The organism is Ethanoligenens harbinense YUAN-3 (assembly GCF_000178115.2).
Lineage (GTDB): Bacteria > Bacillota > Clostridia > Oscillospirales > Ethanoligenentaceae > Ethanoligenens > Ethanoligenens harbinense.
Genome location: NC_014828.1, coordinates 193,859 through 214,523 on the forward strand (window position 1 = coordinate 193,859; position 20,665 = coordinate 214,523).

The 20,665-nt window shown below is 59.5% G+C and carries 19 protein-coding genes and 1 riboswitch; of the genes, 11 read left to right on the forward strand and 8 right to left on the reverse strand.

Going from position 1 to position 20,665, the window contains the following annotated elements; genetic code table 11:
- Positions 1–20: 20 nt before the first annotated feature.
- Both ETHHA_RS00955 and thrS read right to left on the reverse strand, forming a co-directional pair.
- Positions 21–464, reverse strand: coding sequence for a Fur family transcriptional regulator (locus ETHHA_RS00955; RefSeq protein ID WP_041686993.1), 444 nt, complete (start codon positions 462–464; stop codon positions 21–23).
- Between the two features lie 466 nt (positions 465–930).
- A complete protein-coding gene (thrS, locus tag ETHHA_RS00960) occupies positions 931–2,868 on the reverse strand; it encodes a threonine--tRNA ligase (RefSeq protein WP_013484153.1) in 1,938 nt (645 codons plus the stop codon).
- Positions 2,869–3,492: 624 nt separating this feature from the next.
- On the opposite strand from thrS, the gene ETHHA_RS00965 reads away from it, so the two are divergent.
- The 8 genes from ETHHA_RS00965 to ETHHA_RS01000 all read left to right on the forward strand — a co-directional run bounded on the left by ETHHA_RS00965 (position 3,493) and on the right by ETHHA_RS01000 (position 11,050).
- Complete coding sequence (locus tag ETHHA_RS00965) at positions 3,493–3,927, forward strand: NfeD family protein (protein WP_013484154.1); 435 nt, start codon at positions 3,493–3,495, stop codon at positions 3,925–3,927.
- Positions 3,928–3,966: 39 nt separating this feature from the next.
- A complete protein-coding gene (locus ETHHA_RS00970; protein WP_013484155.1) occupies positions 3,967–4,929 on the forward strand; it encodes an SPFH domain-containing protein in 963 nt (320 codons plus the stop codon).
- A gap of 456 nt (positions 4,930–5,385) precedes the next feature.
- Positions 5,386–5,892, forward strand: a complete 507-nt coding sequence (gene purE / locus ETHHA_RS00975) for a 5-(carboxyamino)imidazole ribonucleotide mutase (protein ID WP_013484156.1) — start codon at positions 5,386–5,388, stop codon at positions 5,890–5,892.
- Entirely contained in the window at positions 5,889–6,605 is a 717-nt protein-coding gene (purC, locus tag ETHHA_RS00980; RefSeq protein WP_013484157.1) for a phosphoribosylaminoimidazolesuccinocarboxamide synthase, read from the forward strand. The genes purE and purC overlap by 4 nt, the downstream gene beginning before the upstream one ends.
- A 112-nt stretch (positions 6,606–6,717) precedes the next feature.
- On the forward strand, positions 6,718–8,214 hold the full coding sequence (purF, locus tag ETHHA_RS00985; RefSeq protein WP_013484158.1) for an amidophosphoribosyltransferase: 1,497 nt from the start codon (positions 6,718–6,720) through the stop codon (positions 8,212–8,214).
- Positions 8,215–9,249 (forward strand): phosphoribosylformylglycinamidine cyclo-ligase, encoded by a 1,035-nt coding sequence (gene purM, locus ETHHA_RS00990; RefSeq protein ID WP_013484159.1) that lies wholly within the window; start codon positions 8,215–8,217, stop codon positions 9,247–9,249.
- Positions 9,243–9,884: a phosphoribosylglycinamide formyltransferase gene (purN, locus tag ETHHA_RS00995; RefSeq protein ID WP_013484160.1), complete on the forward strand. Its 642-nt coding sequence runs from the start codon at positions 9,243–9,245 to the stop codon at positions 9,882–9,884. Before purM ends, purN begins: the two co-directional genes overlap by 7 nt.
- Positions 9,881–11,050, forward strand: a complete 1,170-nt coding sequence (locus tag ETHHA_RS01000) for a ribose-phosphate pyrophosphokinase (RefSeq protein ID WP_013484161.1) — start codon at positions 9,881–9,883, stop codon at positions 11,048–11,050. Before purN ends, ETHHA_RS01000 begins: the two co-directional genes overlap by 4 nt.
- A gap of 162 nt (positions 11,051–11,212) precedes the next feature.
- On the opposite strand, the gene ETHHA_RS01005 is transcribed toward ETHHA_RS01000, so the two are convergent.
- The 3 genes from ETHHA_RS01005 to ETHHA_RS01015 form a co-directional block, all read right to left on the reverse strand.
- A complete protein-coding gene (locus ETHHA_RS01005; protein ID WP_013484162.1) occupies positions 11,213–11,581 on the reverse strand; it encodes a VOC family protein in 369 nt (122 codons plus the stop codon).
- 176 nt (positions 11,582–11,757) lie between these two features.
- Positions 11,758–12,651 (reverse strand): SPFH domain-containing protein, encoded by an 894-nt coding sequence (locus ETHHA_RS01010; RefSeq protein ID WP_013484163.1) that lies wholly within the window; start codon positions 12,649–12,651, stop codon positions 11,758–11,760.
- A gap of 108 nt (positions 12,652–12,759) precedes the next feature.
- Positions 12,760–13,305 (reverse strand): GNAT family N-acetyltransferase, encoded by a 546-nt coding sequence (locus tag ETHHA_RS01015; RefSeq protein WP_013484164.1) that lies wholly within the window; start codon positions 13,303–13,305, stop codon positions 12,760–12,762.
- 89 nt (positions 13,306–13,394) lie between these two features.
- A riboswitch (ZMP/ZTP riboswitch) is annotated at positions 13,395–13,504 on the forward strand.
- Between the two features lie 94 nt (positions 13,505–13,598).
- On the opposite strand from ETHHA_RS01015, the gene purH reads away from it, so the two are divergent.
- Positions 13,599–15,149 carry a bifunctional phosphoribosylaminoimidazolecarboxamide formyltransferase/IMP cyclohydrolase gene (gene purH, locus ETHHA_RS01020; RefSeq protein ID WP_013484165.1) on the forward strand — a complete coding sequence of 517 codons (1,551 nt, stop codon included), beginning with the start codon at positions 13,599–13,601 and terminating at the stop codon, positions 15,147–15,149.
- 82 nt (positions 15,150–15,231) lie between these two features.
- On the forward strand, positions 15,232–16,491 hold the full coding sequence (purD, locus tag ETHHA_RS01025; RefSeq protein WP_013484166.1) for a phosphoribosylamine--glycine ligase: 1,260 nt from the start codon (positions 15,232–15,234) through the stop codon (positions 16,489–16,491).
- Between the two features lie 105 nt (positions 16,492–16,596).
- On the opposite strand, the gene ETHHA_RS01030 is transcribed toward purD, so the two are convergent.
- Positions 16,597–17,301, reverse strand: coding sequence for a helix-turn-helix domain-containing protein (locus ETHHA_RS01030; RefSeq protein ID WP_013484167.1), 705 nt, complete (start codon positions 17,299–17,301; stop codon positions 16,597–16,599).
- Positions 17,302–17,452: 151 nt separating this feature from the next.
- On the opposite strand from ETHHA_RS01030, the gene ETHHA_RS01035 reads away from it, so the two are divergent.
- Positions 17,453–18,133, forward strand: coding sequence for a histidine phosphatase family protein (locus tag ETHHA_RS01035; protein ID WP_013484168.1), 681 nt, complete (start codon positions 17,453–17,455; stop codon positions 18,131–18,133).
- A 97-nt stretch (positions 18,134–18,230) separates the two neighbouring features.
- Here ETHHA_RS01035 and ETHHA_RS15385 read toward each other — a convergent pair whose 3' ends face one another.
- Positions 18,231–18,398: a hypothetical protein gene (locus ETHHA_RS15385; protein WP_013484169.1), complete on the reverse strand. Its 168-nt coding sequence runs from the start codon at positions 18,396–18,398 to the stop codon at positions 18,231–18,233.
- Positions 18,399–18,577: 179 nt separating this feature from the next.
- A complete protein-coding gene (gene recG / locus ETHHA_RS01040; RefSeq protein ID WP_013484170.1) occupies positions 18,578–20,641 on the reverse strand; it encodes an ATP-dependent DNA helicase RecG in 2,064 nt (687 codons plus the stop codon).
- Between the last annotated feature and the right edge of the window lie 24 nt (positions 20,642–20,665).

Sequence of the window (20,665 nt, forward strand, 5' to 3'; positions counted from 1 at the left end):
ATATGGATGCCGCTCGCGCATCATTTCCGGGGCTGCGCGTTTTCCCCGTCCCGCCTGCGGCAGGCTTCGCAGACCCCGTAAAAAACCACGCGATGATCCTCGATCTGAAAATGTTTGGTCGATTCGATGAGCCGTTCAAGTCCGTCGAGCAGGTCGGCTTCAAAATCCAGGATCGCGCCGCATTTCCGGCAGACCAGGTGGTGGTGCGCGTGCGGCGACTGTGCATCGCTCATTTCATAATAGGCAAGCGAATCGTCCGCCACATAGACCTTCTTGACCGTGCCGTTTTCCTCCAGCAGCCGCAGATTGCGATAGACCGTGGCGATGCTGATGGTCTGGCTCTCCTGCCGGATGCGGTTGTAGATCTCCTCGGCCGTCATATGCGCGCCGCCCGCGTTTTTCATGCAGTCCAAAATCAACTGCTTTTGTTTGGTGTTTCTGGTTTCCTTATGCGGTTTTTCCAATGCGACCCCCCGCTCCTGCCCGGCCCGGCGCGCGATGCCGTGCGCCGGGTGCTGCATTTCTTTATAGTATAAGCCGGATCGCCCGGTTTGGCAAGTGAGGATACACCCGCCGACAGGCAGCCGCCCATCCAAACAACAAAGCGGGCGCCTCTGAACGGGACACCCGCTTTGCCCTTGCATACATCATCCATCCGCTCTGCAAAAGTGGATTTCTTTACGGCAGCTTTACATAACAGAGGATTTTCCCGTCTCAACCAGAACCTTTCCACACTTTCCACCGGGTTTTCCACCGCGCAGCCCGCTCGGATTGCCCACCGGAGAGGCCCGTTGTGGAAAAATCAGAGGTTTTCCTCCGCAACCTGTCGAGAAACGGCGATGTGTCGGTTTACATAATCCGACCGATTTCCGTATAAACCAACCGTTCCGCCCCCGGTGCCGCACACCGGAATACAACGAACCGCCCGATTCAATGCCGTTTTTCGGCGATTTCCTGCAGGATATCCTTCAAAAAGGCATCCACGGTCTGGGTGCCGCCCTCGCCTACGCGCGCGCGCACCGACACCGTGCCCTCTTCGGCCTCGCGGTCGCCCGCCACCAGCATATAGGGCACTTTTTCGAGCTGTGCCTCGCGGATGCGGTAGCCGATCTTCTCGTTGCGCTGGTCCACGGTGGCGCGCAGGCCGGCGGCGCGGAGTTTTTCCAGCACGGGTTGGGCATACGCCTCGTGCTTCTCGGAGATGGGCAGCACACGCACCTGCTCGGGGGCCAGCCAGGTGGGCATTGCGCCGGCGTATTTTTCGATGAGCAGAGCCAGGGTGCGTTCATAGCAGCCGATGGACGTGCGGTGGATAACATAGGGATATTTCTCCTGCCCGTCCGTGTCGGTATATTTCATTTCAAAGCGTTTGGCCAGCTGGAAGTCGATCTGCACGGTGATGAGGGTGTCTTCCTTACCGAATACATTACGGATCTGGATGTCAAGCTTGGGTCCGTAGAACGCCGCCTCGCCCGACGCCTCGGTGTATTGGATGCCGAGGTCGTCCAGGATGTTGCGCATGCGGTCCTGTACTTCTTCCCACTGTTCGCTGGTGCCGATATATTTGTCGCGGTCGTTCTCATCCCATTTGGAGAAGCGGTAGGACACATCCTCGTCCAGCCCGACCGTTTTGAGCATGAAATTCGCCAGATCGACGCAGCCTTTGAATTCTTCCTCCAACTGGTCGGGGCGGCAGGCGATGTGGCCTTCCGAAATGGTGAACTGCCGCACGCGGATGAGCCCGTGCATCTCGCCGGACGCTTCGTTGCGGAACAGCGTGGAGGTCTCGCCCAGGCGCATGGGCAGATCACGGTAGCTGCGCTTTTTGTTGAGGTAGACCTGGAACTGGAACGGGCAGGTCATGGGGCGCAGGGCGAACACCTCGTCGTCCTTTTCCTCATCGCCCAGCACGAACATGCCGTCGCGGTAGTGGTCCCAATGGCCGGAAATTTTGTAGAGGTCGCTCTTGGCCAGCAGCGGCGTTTTGGTGAGCAGGTAGCCGCGCTTTTCCTCCTCGTCCTCCACAAAGCGCTGAAGCAGCTGGAGTACGCGGGAGCCCTTGGGCAGCATCACCGGCAGGCCCTGCCCGATATAATCCACCGTGGTGAAGAACCCCAGTTCACGGCCGAGTTTGTTATGGTCGCGCTTGCGGGCCTCCTCCAGCATAGTAATGTGGGCATCCAGTTCGGCCTTTTTGGGAAACGCCGTGCCGTATACGCGGCGCAGCATCTTGTTTTTGGCATCGCCACGCCAATACGCGCCGGTGCTGGAGGTCAGCTTGAACGCCTTGACACGCCCGGTGTCGGGCAGATGCGGGCCGGCGCACAGCTCGGTGAACTCGCCCTGTTTATAGAAGGAAATGGGCTCGCCCTTACCGGCGTGCTCGTTGATGAGCTCCACTTTATACGGTTCGCTTTTTTCCTCCATCAGCTTGACGGCCTCGGGAGCGGGCAGAGTGAAGCGTTCGATGGGCAGGTCTTCCTTGACGATTTTCTTCATCTCGGCCTCGATTTTGGCCAGTTCCTCCTGTGTGAAAGAGAGGTCGCTGTCGAAATCGTAATAGAAGCCGTCCTCAATGGCGGGACCGATGGTCAGCTTTACCTCGGGATAGAGCCGCTTGACGGCCTGCGCAAGAATGTGCGACGCGGTGTGGTTGAAGGCTTTTTTACCGTCCGGGTCATCGAATGTGAGCAGTTCGAGCGTGTCGCCGTCCTGCAGTTGGGTGCGCAGGTCCACGACTTTTCCGCCTATGCGTGCGGCGCAGACCGCCTTATATAACCCCGCGCCCAGCTCTTTGGCCAGCGCGAGCGCCGTCGCGCCCGGCTCCACGGCACGAATACTGCCGTCTTTCAAGGTGATGTTTGGCATATCGTTCACTCTCCTGTTCTCGGCGCCGTTTGCCGTACGTGAGGGAAAAGGCATCCACGGCGCAAAAATGCCCCACCCCTCTCAAAAAAGGGGTGAGGCATCAAACAGTCCCACGGTTCCACCCTTATTGCGCTTTTTATACATAGATACATCCGTATAAGCGCCGCTTCGTTGCCGGTAACGGGGCTTGGCCGGCGCGCCTTCCCGCAAGCGGTGGCGCGCGCTCCGGGGCGGTGTTCGCCGGGCGGCGGAAACGGCGCTTCCAGCACCTGAAGGCGAACCTTCAGGGCGCCGTTCTCTGGTTCCCGCGTGTCCCGGCTACTGTCCCCATCATCACTTTATCCGTAGTGTAACACCATCCCCTTTCGCTGTCAAGCGGGCGGGCACAGCCCGCTTTCCGGTTTAGGGAAGCCGAGCGGCATAACGGCTGCGCGGCCTGCTTTTCAATCCCGGATAGCCGGGCGGGCGCGCCCTGAAAAAACACCGTCATCCCACGAGCCGGTCACACAAAAGCGCCCGTCCCCCGATTGCCTTTTGAGGGTGCGCATGGTACAATGCTGATAGGGAAAACGGGCCCACGGCAGGCGTGTCCGCGCGCCTGTCCGGCCGAAAGGGGGAAGGGAAATGAGCGGGATTCTGCTGTTCTGGCTCATTGTGGTCATCGTGCTGGTCGTGATCGAACTGGCCACCATCCAGCTGGTCGCCATCTGGCCGGCCATCGGCGGTGTGTTTGCCATGCTGGCGGCTTCGTTCGGCCAATCGCTGCTGATACAATTTCTGCTGTTCGTGGGTATATCGGCGGTATTGCTGTTCTTCACACGCCCGTTTTTGAAACGTTTCATCAAAACGCCGCCGCGCACTTCCACCAACGCCGACCGGCTGATTGGGCGGGAAGCGGTTGTCTGCGAGCGCATCGACAACCTGGCCGAGACCGGCGCGGTTGTTGTTTCGGGCGTGACATGGATGGCACGCTCCGGTACCGGAGCGCCCATTCCCGCTGGTGAAAAAGTCCGCATCGAGCGTATCGAAGGCGTTAAACTGATCGTTTCCGTCGAATAAACACAGCCGGGGTATGTCCCCGCAACAGGAGGGAAAGCTATGGATGTCACCATCCTCATCTGGATCGTCCTTGCCATCGTCATCATCGGCGTGCTCATCAGCTGCTTCCGCATCGTGCCGCAGGCAAGCGCTTTCGTCGTGGAGCGGCTGGGCGCATATTACACCACCTGGAGCTCTGGCAGCATCAAATTTAAGGCTCCGTTCATCGACCGCATCGCCAAGATCATCTCTCTTAAGGAGCAGGTGGTGGATTTCCCGCCGCAGCCGGTCATCACCAAGGACAACGTGACCATGCAGATCGACACCATCGTCTTTTTCCAGGTGACCGACCCCAAGCTCTACACCTACGGCGTGGAGCGCCCCATTCAGGCCATTGAGAACCTCACGGCCACCACCCTGCGCAACATCATCGGCGATTTGGAACTCGATCACACCCTTACCTCGCGCGATGTCATCAACACCAAGATCCGCACCATTCTCGACGTGGCCTCCGACCCGTGGGGCATCAAGGTCAACCGCGTGGAGCTGAAAAACATCGTGCCCCCGCGTGAGATCCAGGACGCGATGGAAAAGCAGATGAAGGCCGAGCGTGAACGCCGCCAGGCCGTGCTGCGCGCCGAAGGCGAAAAGGCCAGCCAGGTGCTGGTGTCCGAAGGCCAGAAGCAGGCGCAGATCCTGCAGGCCGAGGCTGCTAAGGAATCCGCCATCCTCCACGCCGAGGGCGTGAAACAGTCGAAGATCATCGAGGCCGAGGGCGAGGCGGAAGCCATCATCAAGGTGCAGCAGGCGCTGGCCGACAGCTTGAAGCTGCTCAACGCGGCCGCGCCGACCGACAAGGTCATCGCGCTTAAATCGCTGGACGCGCTGGCCAAAGTCGCCGACGGCAAGGCTACCAAGATCATCATTCCGTCCGAGCTCCAGTCGCTGGCTTCCCTCGCCGTGTCGGTCAAGGAACTGGTAACCGGTGACCCGGCACCCGCGCAACCGGTGGAAAAGGCTTGAGCGGAACCCCGCCGGCATTCTCGTTCGAGCCCACGCTATTCCTCCATAAAATGTAAAAAATGTGTATGGTTTCTGTAAAAACTGACGCAAAAGCCCGTGCCGCTTGCACGGCCTGCGCAGTTTCCATATATAACGGCAAACAGAGGGCATTTGCCTGCGTGCTTTTTCGGACAGTTTTGCCAAAATGCAATACCGAAACATGGAAAGTGCAATTTTCACTTGCAATATAGCGCCGTTTGCCATAAAATAAGAGATACTGGGTTGACTTTGATGCGTATCGTTGGGAGGTATCCGCTGTGACCGCGACTTATATGGCCTGGCTGCTGGCCTTTTCATATTGCAGAGCGGGCGGCGTCTCTTTCCGCGAGGGCGCGGGCGCAAGACAAGTATAATCAAAAATACACTTCCAAATTATGGGAGTGTATTTTTTTGTAAATGCAACAGGAGGAAACAAACATGCAGGAACTGAAAAAAGTGGCTGTCATCATGGGCAGCGACAGCGACCTGCCCGTGGTGAAAGGCTGCCTCACCACGCTCAAAGAATTCGGGGTGCCGTTTGAGGTACATGTGTGCTCGGCGCACCGCACCCCCGGCAAAGCGGCGGCGTTTGCCAAAAGCGCGGCGGAAAACGGCTTCGGCGTGCTCATTGCGGCGGCCGGCATGGCGGCCCATCTGGCCGGTGCGATGGCGGCGCAGAGCGTGCTGCCGGTCATCGGCATCCCGGTGAAATCGGCCGCGTTCGGCGGGCTGGACGCCCTGCTTTCCACGGTGCAGATGCCCTCCGGCATCCCCGTGGCCACCGTGGCGGTGGACGGCGCGAAAAACGCCGCGTTTCTTTCCATCCAGATTCTGGCGCTGGGCAACGCGGAGCTCACCCAAAAACTGCTGGACTACAAGCAATCCATGGCCGACGGCGTGGAAAAAAAAGATATGGCTTTGCAGACGGAGGTAGAAAAACTATGAGTACAAAACTGGAGCAAATTTACGAAGGTAAGGCCAAAAAAGTCTACAAAACCGATGATCCCGAGCTGTTCATCGTCGATTATAAGGACGACGCCACCGCGTTCAACGGCAAGAAAAAAGGCACCATCTCGGGCAAGGGTGTCATCAACAACCGCGTGACCAACTTCCTGATGGAAAAACTGGAAAAAGAAGCGGGCGTGCCCACCCATTTTGTGAAAGAACTCTCCGAGCGCGAAACGCTGGTCAAAAAAGTGACCATCGTGCCGCTGGAAGTCATTATCCGCAACATCGCCGCCGGTTCCATGTCCAAACGGCTGGGCATCCCGGAGGGCACCGTGCTGCCCATCCCCACGCTGGAATTTTCTTATAAAAACGATGATCTGGACGATCCGCTTATCAATGATTACCACGCGCTGGCCATGGGCCTTGCCACCCGTGAGGACATCGACACCATCACCACGCTGGCCTTCAAGGTCAACGATTACCTGAAAACCTTCTTCGCCGGCATCGGCATTGAGCTGGTGGATTTCAAACTGGAATTCGGCAAGACCACCGACGGCACGATCATCCTTGCGGACGAGATTTCGCCGGATACCTGCCGCTTTTGGGACAGCAAGACCCACGAAAAACTGGATAAGGACCGTTTCCGCCGCGACCTCGGCAATGTGGAAGGCGCGTATCAGGAGATTTTGCATCGCCTGTTCGGGGAATAAGACGAGGTCCGTTTTCGATCCCGGCATTTTGCCCACCCTGTCCGCGGGATTCTGCGGACAGACGCTTCCCCTCCGCCGCCAAGGTGCGGCTCGGGTGTGAAAGGAGACCCCCATGCAGGACAAGCCACACGAAGAATGCGGTGTTTTCGGCATTTATGACTACGAGGGTTTGGACGTAGCACACACGGCCTATACGGCATTATATGCCCTTCAGCACCGGGGGCAGGAAAGCTGCGGCATCGCCGTGAACGACGACGGCATTATCCGCGCACACAAGGACCTCGGCCTGGTGCCGGATGTTTTTCAAGAGACGGAGCTCAACAAGCTGGGCGCCGGGCAGATGGCGGTGGGGCACGTGCGCTATTCCACTACCGGCGGCAACACGCGTGAAAACGCCCAGCCGCTGGTGATGAAATATGCTAAAGGCACCATTGCGCTGGCGCACAACGGCAATCTGGTCAACGCGTTCGAGCTGCGCAAGCAGCTTGAACAGAGCGGCGCCATTTTCCAGAGCACCAACGACACCGAGGTGATGGCCTACATTGTGGCGCGCAACCGCCTGCATACCCCTTCCATCGAACAGGCGTTCCTCGAAACGATGAAGACCATTCGCGGCGCCTATTCGGTGGTGCTCATGTCGCCGCGTAAGCTCATCGCTGCGCGCGACCCGCAGGGCTACCGTCCTCTCTGCGTGGGCCAAGTCGGAAAAAGCGTGGTGTTCGCCTCCGAAACCTGTGCGCTCGACGCCATCGGTGCGGACTATGTCCGCGACGTGGAGCCCGGCGAGATCGTGGTGGCGGAGGGCGGGCGCATCACCAGCATTCGGGAGCTGTGCGGGCAGAAGCCTTCGCAGTGCATCTTCGAATTTATCTATTTCGCCCGCCCGGATTCTTTCATCGGCGGGGCCAGCGTCCACCTGGCGCGGAAAGAGGCCGGGCGCTGCCTGGCGAAGGAATACCCGGTGGAAGCCGACCTTGTGGTGGGCGTGCCCGACTCCGGTATCGACGCCGCACTCGGCTACGCCGAGGAGTCCGGCATTCCGTATGGGCTGGGCTTCATCAAAAACCGCTATGTGGGCCGCACCTTCATTCAACCCACGCAAATCCAGCGCGCGCGTGCGGTGCGCATCAAGCTCAACGCGCTCCGGAGCGCCGTGGCGGGTAAGCGCGTGGTGATGGTGGATGACTCCATCGTGCGCGGCACCACCAGCGCGCGCATCGTCGCGCTGCTGCGCGAGGCCGGCGCCACCGAGGTGCATGTGCGCATCTCTTCGCCGCCGTTTACAAACCCGTGCTATTTCGGCACCGACATCGACTCGCGCGATAACCTCATCGCCTGCCGGATGTCCATCCCGGAGATCCGGGACACCATCAGCGCGGATTCGCTGGGTTACCTGCGGGTGGAGGATCTCGCGCATATCGTACCGGGGCTCAAAGACGGCTACTGCGCGGGCTGCTTCACGGGGCGATACGCAGTGGAAGTGCCGGACGATGTTCCCAAAGACCGGTTCGAGCGCAAGCTGAGCGAAAAGAAAAACGCGGTGGATTTCAGGATTATCAAAAACGAGAACGGCGACAGCGATGCCTGGCCCGCCGCGGGAGGTGCGTGAATGAAAAGCTTCAGTGAAAGTTACAAAGCGGCCGGGGTGGACGTCACCGCGGGTTACAAAGCGGTGGAACTCATGAAAGCGCACGTGGCGCGCACCATGGTTCCCGGCGTGATGGAAGGGCTGGGCGGTTTTGGCGGCCTGTTCGACCTCGGCGAACTGAACCTGCGGCATCCCGTCCTGGTTTCGGGCACCGACGGCGTGGGCACCAAGCTCAAGCTGGCATTCCTGCTGGACCGACACGACACCGTCGGTATCGACTGCGTGGCCATGTGCGTCAACGACGTGGTCTGCGTGGGCGCGAAGCCGCTGTTTTTCCTTGATTACATCGCCACCGGCAAAAACACGCCGGAAAAGATCGCCGCGGTGGTCTCGGGCGTGGCGGAAGGCTGCGTGCAGGCGGGCGCGGCGCTTGTGGGCGGCGAAACGGCGGAGATGCCCGGCTTCTATCCGGAGGACGAATATGACCTCGCCGGTTTCTGCGTGGGCGCGGTGGAAAAAGACGCCATGCTCTCGAAAGAGAACGTGCGGGAGGGCGACGCGCTCATCGGTCTGGCCTCGAGCGGTGTGCATTCCAACGGCTTTTCCCTGGTGCGCAAAATATTCGGCATCGACCGTGAAAAACTGAACGTCTATGTGGACGAGCTGGGCGCCACGCTGGGCGAAACACTGCTCACCCCCACCAAAATCTATGTAAAGCCGCTGCTGGCGCTGCTTGCCGCGGTGCCGGTGCACGGCGTGTCCCACATCACGGGCGGCGGCTTTTATGAAAACATCCCGCGCATGCTGCCGGAGGGCTTGCAGGCCGTCATCCGCAAGGAGAATTTCCCCGTGCCGCCCATTTTTCCGCTCATCCGCGAGACCGGCAGCATTTCCGAGCGCGATATGTTCAACACCTTCAACATGGGGCTTGGTATGGTGGCGGCGGTACCCGCCGAACGGGCGGACGAGGCGTTGCGCGTGCTGAAAGACGCGGGCGAGGATGCTTATCTGGTGGGCGAGGTCGCCAGAGGCGGCGACGGAGTGGCGATATGGTAAACATCGCGGTGCTGGTCTCCGGCGGCGGCACCAACCTGCAGGCGCTCATCGACGCGGTAGAAACCGGCAAAATCCATGGGCGCATCGTGCTGGTGGCAGCCAGCAAACCGGGCGTGTTCGCGCTGGAGCGTGCCAGAAAGCACGGCATCCCGTCCTGCGTGGCACGCCGGGCCGATTATGCCGACCCGGCCGCGTTCGAGCAGGCGCTGCTGGCACAGTTGGATGCCGTGGGCGCCGATCTGGTGGTGCTGGCGGGCTATCTGTCCATCCTGGGTCGGGCGGTTACCGACGCCTATAAGGGCCGCATGATCAACGTACACCCGTCGCTCATCCCGTCGTTCTGCGGGCCGGGCTATTACGGGCTGCGCGTGCATGAGGCGGCGCTCGCTTACGGCGTGAAAGTCACCGGCGCCACGGTGCATTTCGTCAACGAGGTGACCGACGGCGGCGCGATCATTTTGCAAAAAGCGGTGGAGGTTCGGCAGGGGGACACGGCGGAGGCCCTGCAGCAGCGCGTGATGCGGCAGGCGGAATGGGAGATCCTGCCGCGGGCGGTGGCGCTGTTTTGTGACGGACGGTTGGAATGGACGGATGACGGAAAAGTCATCATCAAGGAACAGGGGGAGCAGGAATGAGCGGAGAAGAGCTCAAAATGCCCATGCCGGTGGGGGAACTCGGCATCGTCGGCATGAACGGCTGCGAGGATACGGCCATGGCGGTCAACGACTGGCTGACACATTGGCGGGGCAGCCGAAACGAACATGGATTCAAGATCGAGGTGGAATGCCCGCGTTTTGGCACAGGCGAGGGGAAAAGCATCATCCGGCAGTCGGTGCGCGGGCACGATCTGTTCATCATCACCGATATGTTCAACTACGGCATCACCTACGACATGTACGGCATGCAGGTGCCCATGAGCCCGGACGATCACTTCCAGGACCTCACCCGCATCATTGCGGCGGCGGGCGGCAAAGCCCGGCGCATTAACGTCATTATGCCCATGCTGTATGAGGGCCGCCAGCATCGCCGTACCTCTCGCGAATCGCTCGACTGCGCGGTGATGCTCCAGCAGCTTCAGCGGCTGGGGGTGGAAAACATCATCACGTTTGACGCGCACGACCCGCGCGTGCAGAACGCCATCCCGCTCATCGGGTTTGAAAACATTCATCCCACCTACCAGATGCTCAAGGCGCTGGTACGCGAGGAGCCGGATATCCGTATCGACCGCTCGCACGTGGCGGTCATTTCGCCGGACGAGGGCGGCCTCAACCGCTGCATCTACTATTCGTCCGTGCTGGAGCTTGAGCTGGGCATGTTCTACAAACGTCGGGACTATACACGCATCGTGGGTGGGCGCAACCCCATCATCAGCCATGAGTATCTCGGCGGCAACCTGGAGGGAAAAGACGTCATCATCGTGGACGACATCATTTCCTCCGGCGACTCCATGCTCGACATCGCCGAGCAGCTGCGCGCCAAAAAAGTGGGCCGCATCTTTATGTTTGCCAGCTTCGGCCTGTTTTGCAACGGCCTGAAGAAATTTGACGAAGCCTATGCGGCCGGCCTGTTCGACCGTGTCTTCACCACCAATCTCGTCTACCGTACCGAAGCGCTCAAGGCGCGCCCGTGGTACGCCGAGGTGGACATGTCCAAATACATCGCGCTGGTGATCGACACCCTCAACTTCGACCGCTCAATGTCCGAACTGCTCAACCCGGTGGGCCGCATCCATCGGCTGATGGCCCGGCTGGAACAATCACACCAGGCGGCGGATAAGAAAGCTGCGAAGTCGCTGGCTTGATTCTGCCGGATTACATACCGTTTCGATGCGGCAAAAGCGCCGGGCAATTTGCCCGGCGCTTTTGCCATACAGTTCCGCAGAAAAGCGCGTCTGCTTCGGGCTGTGCGCCTGCCGTCCGGTGCAAACTTCCCTGGACCTAACTGCATCATGGAAATATATGGACTAATCTGTGCCCCTTTGAATCCCGGTATAGTCTGTGATACCCAGTCTATTCCCGAAGGGGTCTTCAAATTCCACTGCCATACCTGTCCGAATCTCAAACGGTTCAGATAAAAATTGAACACCCTTCAGAGACAATTTTTTGTATTCTTCCTGAACATTTTCAACTTCAAACCAAATAGTCGGCTTCATGTTTTTGAAGATATTGGTATCTTTTAAAATGATTGCGGGTTCTTCATTCCCTATATTGAATGCAATCATTCCATTTTTTGAAAAATCAAATTTCAGTTTTAAGTTGAGCACGGTTTCATAGTAATTTTTTGCTTGAGACAGATCATTTACACCGAGAAAAAAATTGTCATAGTTTTTCATTTCATAAGCTCCTGTTCAACCATATAATCCCTGAACTTGAATGCGGGCTGTGTCCGCCTGCACTGAAATCTTGCAGTTTTGCACTGCAGAACTATGGTATACGGATGGAAATTTCCATGCCATAATGGGATGCAAGGCTGGTTGATACCGGTTTGCCCCTGTGGACCGATTCTCCGTCAGCGGCCCATCGTCCCTGTGTTGACGATGGGCGCGGCGGCCTTTTCGGCGCAGAGCACCACCAGCAGGTTGGACACCATGGCGGCTTTGCGTTCCTCATCCAACTCGATCACGCCTTTTTCGCCCAGCCGGTCGATGGCCATCTGTACCATGCCCACCGCGCCTTCCACGATCATCTGTCTGGCGGCGATGACCGCCGACGCCTGCTGCCGCTGGAGCATCACGGCGGCGATCTCCGGCGCGTAGGCCAGATGCGAGATACGCGCCTCCTCAATGATGATGCCGGCCTTCTCGGTGCGCTCCTGCAGTTCCTGCCTGAGCGCCTGCGCAACCTCCTCGGTGTTGCCGCGCAGGGTCTTGGCGCCTTCCTCTCCGCTGGTGTCGTAGGGATACAGGTTGGCCAGATGCCGTACGGCGGACTCGCTCTGCACCTTGACGAACGACTCGTAATTTTCCACGTCATACGACGCCCGGAATGAATCCCCGATGTGCCAGACCACCACGGCGGCGATCTCAATGGGGTTGCCGGCCGCATCGTTGACTTTCAGGTTTTCGCCGTTGAGGCTGCGTGCCCGTAGAGACAGCTTCTTTTTCGAGTAGAACGGGTTGGTCCACAGCAGGCCTTTTTGGTGGGACGTGCCCTTGTAATCCCCAAACAGACTCAGAACAGCGGCCTGGTTGGGCGCCAGATTGAAAAAACCCGCGCTGATGATGATGAACGCCACAATAAGTAAGATTCCTGCCAGCACAAACAGCGGGCTGGCGCCGCTGTTTGCGGCCGCCGCAAGCCCGAACAGCAGCACCGCGGCCACGATGCTCACAATGGCCAGCAGCAGCATCGCAAACCCCGGGGCGGCAGTGAATTCCTTTTCCTGTACCGGTTTTTCGGACATGTAAAACACGCTCCTTGACGCATGATGGTGGATAATCTTTGTGATATCGCCAGAATAGCATCCTGGTTTATGTATTGCAAGCCTTTCGGAAAAATCTCCCTCTTCTCCCTAAAAGCGCAGTACCATGAGATATTCGCTTTGGTAGGTGCCGTCCTCCAGCTTAGACGCATGTTCGCGCAGGCCGTAGGAAACAAAGCCCATCTTCTGATAGAGCGCTATGGCACGGGTATTTTTGGCCACGACTTCCAGCTCCACCTGCTCGATGCTCATGCGCCTGGCCTGCGCAAGGACTTCGCCAAGCAATGCGGAGCCCACGCCCAGATGCCAATACGCCTTGCAGACCGAAATGCCTATGCCCGCCCGGTGCAGAAATCGCACGATGTCCTGCGAATGGAGACCCGTGCTGCCGACGATCTCCCCATCCACAAATGCAGCGAGAAAACCGGAGCGCGGGTGATCCAGCTGTTTTTGCAGCATCGCGCGTTCTTCCTCCACCGTCGGCACCGGGTCTTGGGGACCACGCGCCAGAAAATCGGTCTCGGCGCGCGTGCCGCGCAGATGAGCCAGCATAGCCTCGGCGTCTTCCGGTGTGGGGCTTCTGAGCGTACAGCTCCGCCCGTCCCGCAGTGTAATCTCGTTCACTTCCATGTTCATACGCTCATCCCCTCCCGTTGGTTCCTTTTCAGCATAGCAGAACTGCCAGGCTCTTGCAATATGCCGCGTTTTTGGGTATACTATCCTTGTAACGGCCGTATGACTGGCGGAAGTGGACAAACCACGTGGAGTACGGCCCGGTTTGGACGGACGTTTTGCCCCGTCGTGAACAGAAAAGCCGACCGCCTGGGCGTAGTGTAAGCTATCCCCGGGCGGTTTTTATTTGCCCGGCACGGGCCAGAACGCGGGGATCGCAAAAAACGGCATGCATTGCGTGCAAACGGAGGATTTCTATGAAAAAGCGGGCGCTCATCAGTGTTTCGGACAAGACCGGCGTGGCGGATTTCGCCAAGGCGCTGGAAGAACTCGGCTATGAGGTGGTGTCCACCGGCGGCACGGCCAGGGCGCTGGCCGACGCGGGCGTGAACGTCACCGGCATCAGCGACATCACCGGCTTCCCCGAATGTCTGGACGGGCGGGTGAAGACCTTGCACCCCAAGGTTCACGCAGGCATTCTGGCCATCCGCGGCAACGCGGAGCATATGCGCCAGCTTGAGGAACTGGGCGTCACCCCCATCGACATCGTGGCCATCAACCTCTACCCGTTCAAGGAGACTATCCTGAAACCCGGCGTAACGCTGGAGGAAGCCATCGAGAACATCGACATCGGCGGCCCGTCCATGATCCGCGGCGCGGCCAAGAACTGGCAGGATGTGGCGGTGGTCATCGATCCGGCGGATTACGCCGTGGTGCTGGAAGAACTCCGTCAGATCGGGGAAGTGTCTCGCCCAACGAAATTCCGCCTGGCGGCGAAGGTATTTGAACATACCGCGCAGTACGACGCGCTCATCGCGGATTACCTCCGCAAAGCGCGCGGCGACGCCAGCCTGCCCGATGCGCTCACCCTCACCTTTGAAAAGCGCCAGGAGATGCGCTACGGCGAGAACCCGCACCAGCCCGCGGCGTTTTACACCGAGATCGGCGCGCCGTCCAACACGCTGGCGGCGGCCAGACAGTTGCACGGCAAAGAGCTTTCTTACAATAACATCAACGACGCCAATGGCGCGCTCGATCTGCTCAAAGAATTCGGAGAAGCCGTGCCCACCGCCGTGGCGGTGAAGCATGCCAACCCCTGCGGCGTGGCCATCGGCAGGACCCTGCTGGAAGCTTACCAGCGCGCCTATGCGGCCGACCCGGTCTCCATTTACGGCGGCATCGTGGCCCTCAACCGTGTGGTGGACGGAGCCACCGCAGCCGAGCTGGCTAAAATCTTTCTGGAAATCCTTATTGCGCCGGGGTTTGCGCCCGAAGCGCTGGAAATTCTCGAAAAGAAAAAGAATATCCGCCTGCTTGAGCTGCCCGACCTGGCCAAGCCGAACGACCCGAAGACGCTGGACATGCGCAAGGTGGTGGGCGGCCTGCTGGTGCAGAAGCTGGATACCTTCCTGCTGGACGAAAGTGCGCTCAAATGTGTGACGAAGCGCCAGCCCACGCCCGAAGAGCTGGACGAGCTGCATTTTGTCTGGAAAGTGGTCAAGCACACGAAATCGAACGGCATCGCGCTCTCAAAGAGCCACCAGACGGTGGGCATCGGGCCGGGGCAGACCAACCGTATCACCGCGCTGGAACTTGCCATCAAATACGGCGGCGACAAGGTCAACGGCAGCGTGATGGGCTCGGATGCATACTTCCCGTTCTCCGACTGTGTGGAAGCCGCACAGAAAGCCGGCATCACCGCCATCATTCAACCGGGCGGCTCCATCCGCGACGAGGATTCCATCAAAGCCGCCGACGCCGCCGGTATCGCCATGGTGTTCACCGGCTACCGCCACTTCAAGCACTAAGAACGGGCACAGGCGAGCACAGCCCGCATTTATGTTGCGAAAAGACGGCGGCAGAAAGCGGCACGAAGAGGAGAAACTGCGAATGGATATACTGGTCATCGGCGGCGGCGGGCGCGAACACGCCGTCATCAAAAAGCTCAAGGAAAGCCCGCGCGCGGGCGCCATCTACTGCGCGCCGGGAAACGGCGGCATCGCGGCGGATGCGCGCTGCGTACCCATCAAGGCTACCGACGTGGACGGCGTGGTGCGTTTTGCCAAAGATAACCGCATCGGATTCGTTGTGGTCACGCCGGACGACCCGCTGGCCCTCGGCATGGTGGACGCGCTGGAAGCGGCGGGTATCAAAGCATTCGGGCCAAATCAAGCGGCCGCCGCCATCGAGAGCAGTAAGGTCTTTTCCAAAAACCTCATGAAAAAATACGGCATTCCCACCGCGGCCTACGATGTGTTCGAAAGCCCCATAGAGGCGCTTGCACACATTGTGAAAGAGGGGCGTTACCCCGCCGTCATCAAAGCGGACGGGCTGGCGCTGGGCAAAGGTGTGGTCATCGCGCAGAACGAGGACGAAGCGCGCGCCGCCCTCCACGCCATCATGGAGGACAAGATTTTCGGCGCGTCCGGTAATCGCGTGGTGGTGGAGGAATTCCTCACCGGGCCGGAAGTGAGCGTGCTGGCTTTCACCGACGGCAAGACCATTCGCCCCATGGTCTCATCCAAGGATCACAAGCGCGCGCTCGATGGCGACAAGGGGCCGAACACCGGCGGCATGGGCACCATCAGCCCCAACCCGCATTACACCGACACGATAGCCGACCAGTGCATGGAGACCATCTTTTTGCCCACCGTGCATGCCATGAATGCGGAAGGGCGCCCGTTCAAAGGCTGTTTGTATTTCGGGCTGATGCTCACGCCGGATGGCCCGAAGGTAATCGAGTACAACGCGCGTTTTGGCGACCCGGAGACCCAAGTGGTGCTGCTGCGCCTGCAAAGCGACCTGTTGGATATTCTGGAAGCCGTCGCCGACGAGCGCCTGGCCGGTATGGACATTGAGTGGGACAGCCGCGCTGCCGCCTGTGTGGTGGCGGCTTCGGGTGGCTATCCCGGCAAATATGCCTCCGGCAAAGCCATCACCGGCATCGCGGCGGCCGAAACGCACCCGGATGTGACGGTTTTCCATGCGGGCACCAGACTGGAGGACGGCACCCTTGTCACGGCGGGTGGACGGGTGCTGGGGGTCACGGCGCTGGGGGCAACGCTGGAGCAGGCGCTGGGCATCGCTTATGCGGCGCTGCGCGAAATCCATTTCGACGGCATGCAATTCCGCACGGACATCGGGCGCTGAAACGGCTTCTGTTTTCTTTTATGCACAAAAAACCGCCGCACGGCTTGCCGTGTCGGCGGTTTTCCTATACAATAAAGTGTGGAAATGGGTTCCTAACGGCAGATTTCATGGGCGCAGATGTTTTTCCATGGTGCTTTCTGCATTTTTTACCAGATTGGTCAGCGAGGTGGCAAAGAGAGGATAATCCTGTGCGATTTTCTCCGGGCTGAGCGCCAGTTTTTCCTTGTCTTTGAACGGGGCCGCGCCTCCCGGCAATTCCTTGCCCAGCAGCGCGCCGCGCAGCCGCATCTCGGTCAGGACCATGGATGCGGAAGAAAGCGCCCCATATTGTTCTTTCGGCACGGAAAACAGGCCGCTCGGGTTCTTCTCGTTGGCGTGATACAGGCTGCGGAACACTTTATACACTGCAAAGGACAGATAGTTGGACACCTCCACCGTCAGATCGCGGCTGCCCGCGTGCTGGAGCAGATCGTAGATGATGTTGATCGAGTTCTCAATGAGCTTTTTGTTCAGTGTGGGGAGCAGGCTCCCTTTGAACACGTTTTCCTTACCCGCGGCATCCGGCTCTGGCAGGTCTTCCACCGAAAGCATCGTGCCGTTCCGGTCGGGCGAACGCCCGAGCAGATAATCACAGGAGACGTTGTAATAGCCTGCCGCCCGCACCACGAATTCCAGCCCGCATTCCCGGATGCCCTTTTCATAATGTGAAAGCAAAGCCTGGGAAATTCCCAATTCCTCCGCAGCGTTTTTTTGGCTGATGCCTTTTTCCTTGCGCAGCAATGTGAGAATGCGCGGAAAGTCTTTGTTCATGTCACCGCCCCTTTATATAACACATGGTATAATTATAAAGGTTATTGCGTTTCTTGTAAACCAAACCCGGAAGATTGCGGTTGTCGAATTTGCACGAATTATCAGAGTAGAATGTACCAATATATTCATATGCCCACAAGGGAGGCTCTTTATGAAAGCGTATCACATCTATCTCATCCGCCACGGCATAACACAGGGCAATGACGAGGGACGGTACATCGGTTCCACCGACCAGCCGCTGAGCGCCCGTGGTGAACAGGAGTTGAAAAAGCTGGCCGGGTCTTACCGGTATCCCGATGCGGAAGCATTCTACACCAGCCCGCTGCAGCGCTGTGCGCGCACGCTGGAAATCCTTTACCCCGACGTGTCGCCCCGCGTGGTGCCCGACCTGCGCGAATGCGACTTCGGCGATTACGAGAACAAGTCCATGGATGACCTGAAAGACGACCCCGGATATCAGAAATGGGTGGCGGCCAAAGGCGGGATCACGCCGCCGAACGGCGAATCGGTCGAAATCTTCCAAAAACGCTGCTGCGCAGCGTTTGCCGGCATCGTGAACGAACTGCTGCGCGCAGGTACCACACGCGCAGTGGTCTGTGCGCACGGCGGCACCATCATGTTTATCCTGGCGGCGTTCGGCTATCCCAAATACCCGTTTTACCGGTGGATGACCGGCAACGGGCTGGGGTATGAAATCGTCATCACACCGCAACTGTGGATGAGCGCGCAGGCATTCGACATTGCCGCCCCCATTCCTGAAAACGCGCCCGACACCGGTCTGTCCGGATTGCAGAGCGTGATGGACGCGCTGAAGCAGAACAGCGAAAACTGACCGGCAGTGTCTTCCGCACTCTATATATCGGCACAAACTGCAATATCTTAACAAAATTCCCGCGTCCTGCACATATTTGCAGGGCGCGGGAATCGCTTCACGACTTGACGCCATGATCGTCTATGGCCTGTTTGGCTTTCTGCACCATGTTGTGAAAGGTTTTCAACTGTCTGTTCTGCGTTCCGTGCGGATGCGCCGTATTATCCTGCGTACTGCTCCTGGACTGGAACTCCGTCCCATCTCCTCTGAACGGACGTGCCTCCATGAAGCATTCCTCCTTTTTTCGGATGATTCGTCATGCAAAGGATGACAAACCTAGTTTTCCCGTCCATTTCGGCCGCATGCGCACGGAAAACAGAAAAAAGCCGCATCTTTTTGAGCAGACGCAAACGATCTCCCGGCCACGGGCGCGGGAGATCGTTGATGATATATAAAACGTAAAAATCAGTTGAATACGATGCCGTTTCCGGCAAACAGTGCGTCCACCGCATTGCGCAGGCCCGCATGCTCCTTTAGAGACAGCGCGGGATCCTGTCGCAGTAATGTATCGGCGGCTCGGCGCGCTTCCTGCAATATGTCCATATCCCCCATGAGGTCGGCGATGGCCAGCGCGGGCAGGCCATGCTGCCGTTTGCCAAAAAAATCGCCGGGGCCGCGCAGCTTCAGGTCTTGCTCTGCGATGGCAAACCCATCGGCCGTTTTGCACAGGGTTTGCAGCCGCTCACGAGTTGCAGCGTCTTCCGCATCGGAGATGAGGATGCAGTGCGACTGCGCCGCGCCGCGCCCCACCCGACCCCGCAACTGGTGCAGCTGTGAAAGGCCGAAGCGTTCGGCATTTTCCACCACCATCACAGTGGCAGCGGGTACGTCCACTCCCACCTCGATAACGGTGGTGCTCACCAGCAGCTTCAGGTCACCGGCGGCAAACGCCTGCATGACCTTCTCTTTTTCCCGCGCGGGCATCCGCCCGTGCAGCAGTCCTACCGGTATTCCGGCAAGAGAGGTTTCGGCCAGCCCGTCCCGCAACTGCACGGCAGCGGCCAGCTCGCTTTCGTCTGCTTCCACCAGCGGGCAGACGATATACGCCTGCTGTCCTTGCTCCACCTGCGTGCGCAGAAACCGGTGCACGCGCGCACGCAAGCCGCTACCCACCAGATAGGTTCTGACCGGCCGCCTGCCGGCGGGCAGTTCGTTCAGCACCGATACGTCCAGGTCGCCGTATATCATCAGGGAAAGTGTGCGCGGGATGGGTGTGGCCGACATGATGAGCATGTGCGGCGAGCTGGAATCGACCGCATCCGTGCTGCCTTTTGCCGCAAGCGCCGCCCGCTGCGCCACGCCGAAACGGTGCTGCTCATCGGTGATGACTAGCCCCAGGCGGTGAAACGCCACATCCTCCTGCAGCAGGGCGTGGGTGCCCACCACCAGTCCCACCGATCCGTCCGCAATCGCGGCCTTGACTTCGCGCTTTTTCGCAGCGGGTAGCCCGCCCGTGAGCAGGCCGACCCGCAGGCCGCTTGGAGCAAGCAGCCGTTCGAGATTCCGCGCATGCTGCGCGGCCAGAATCTCGGTGGGGGCCATGAGTGCCGACTGCAGCCCGCCGGCATGCGCCAGCACGCAGAGCGCCGCCGCCACCGTAGTTTTGCCGGAACCAACATCGCCCTCGATCAGACGGTTCATCGGCACGGCGCGCGCCATGTCGGCGGCCGCCTCCGCCACGGCGCGCAGCTGTGCGCCGGTGGGCGTGTAGGGCAGCGATGCAAAAAACGGTGCAAAATCAAAATCCGGCAGACAGCGCGGCGCGTGCCCGTCCGCCTGCCGGTGACGCAGCAGTCCCATGCCCAACAGCAGTGCCAGCAATTCGTCGAACACCAGCCTCCGGCGCGCGGCGGCCAGCGCCTGCCCGTCCCGTGGAAAATGGATATTTTGCAGCGCGCAGCCCACACGGCAGAGCTGGTACTCCGCCCGCAGTGTGTCGGGCAGCAGTTCGGGAATGGTGCGGGTCGCAAACAGGCTAAGCGCCGCCTGCACTGCAGCGCCTACTGCACGCGAAGAAAGCCCCGCCGTGGTCGCATACACCGGGCGCAGGCCGGGGTTGCAGCCGGCAGGCAGACATTCGGGGGCGGTCATCGTTTTCCGGAACAGCGTGCCGCTCACCCGGCCGTACAGGAAATATGCTGCGCCCTCCTTGAGCAGCTCCGCAGCGTATTTGTTGTTGAAAAACACAACTTCCAGTATGCCGCTGTCATCCGCCACCCGCGTCTTGCAGAGCAGCATGCCGCCGCTCGCCCTCGTCACCCGTATGGGCGCGCTCACCACGGCACGGATGCAGCACACCTCGCCCGGCGCTGCCTGCGAGATCGAAACCGGCCGTGTAAAATCTTCATAGCTGCGTGGAAACGTATACAGCAGGTCCCGCACGGTGTGTACGCCCAGCTTCGCAAACAGCGCGGCCCGTTTCGGCCCTACACCGCGCAGTGTGCGCACATTCCGCGCCAATTCCTCCATGTGGCCTCCCATTGCAGCAAAAAG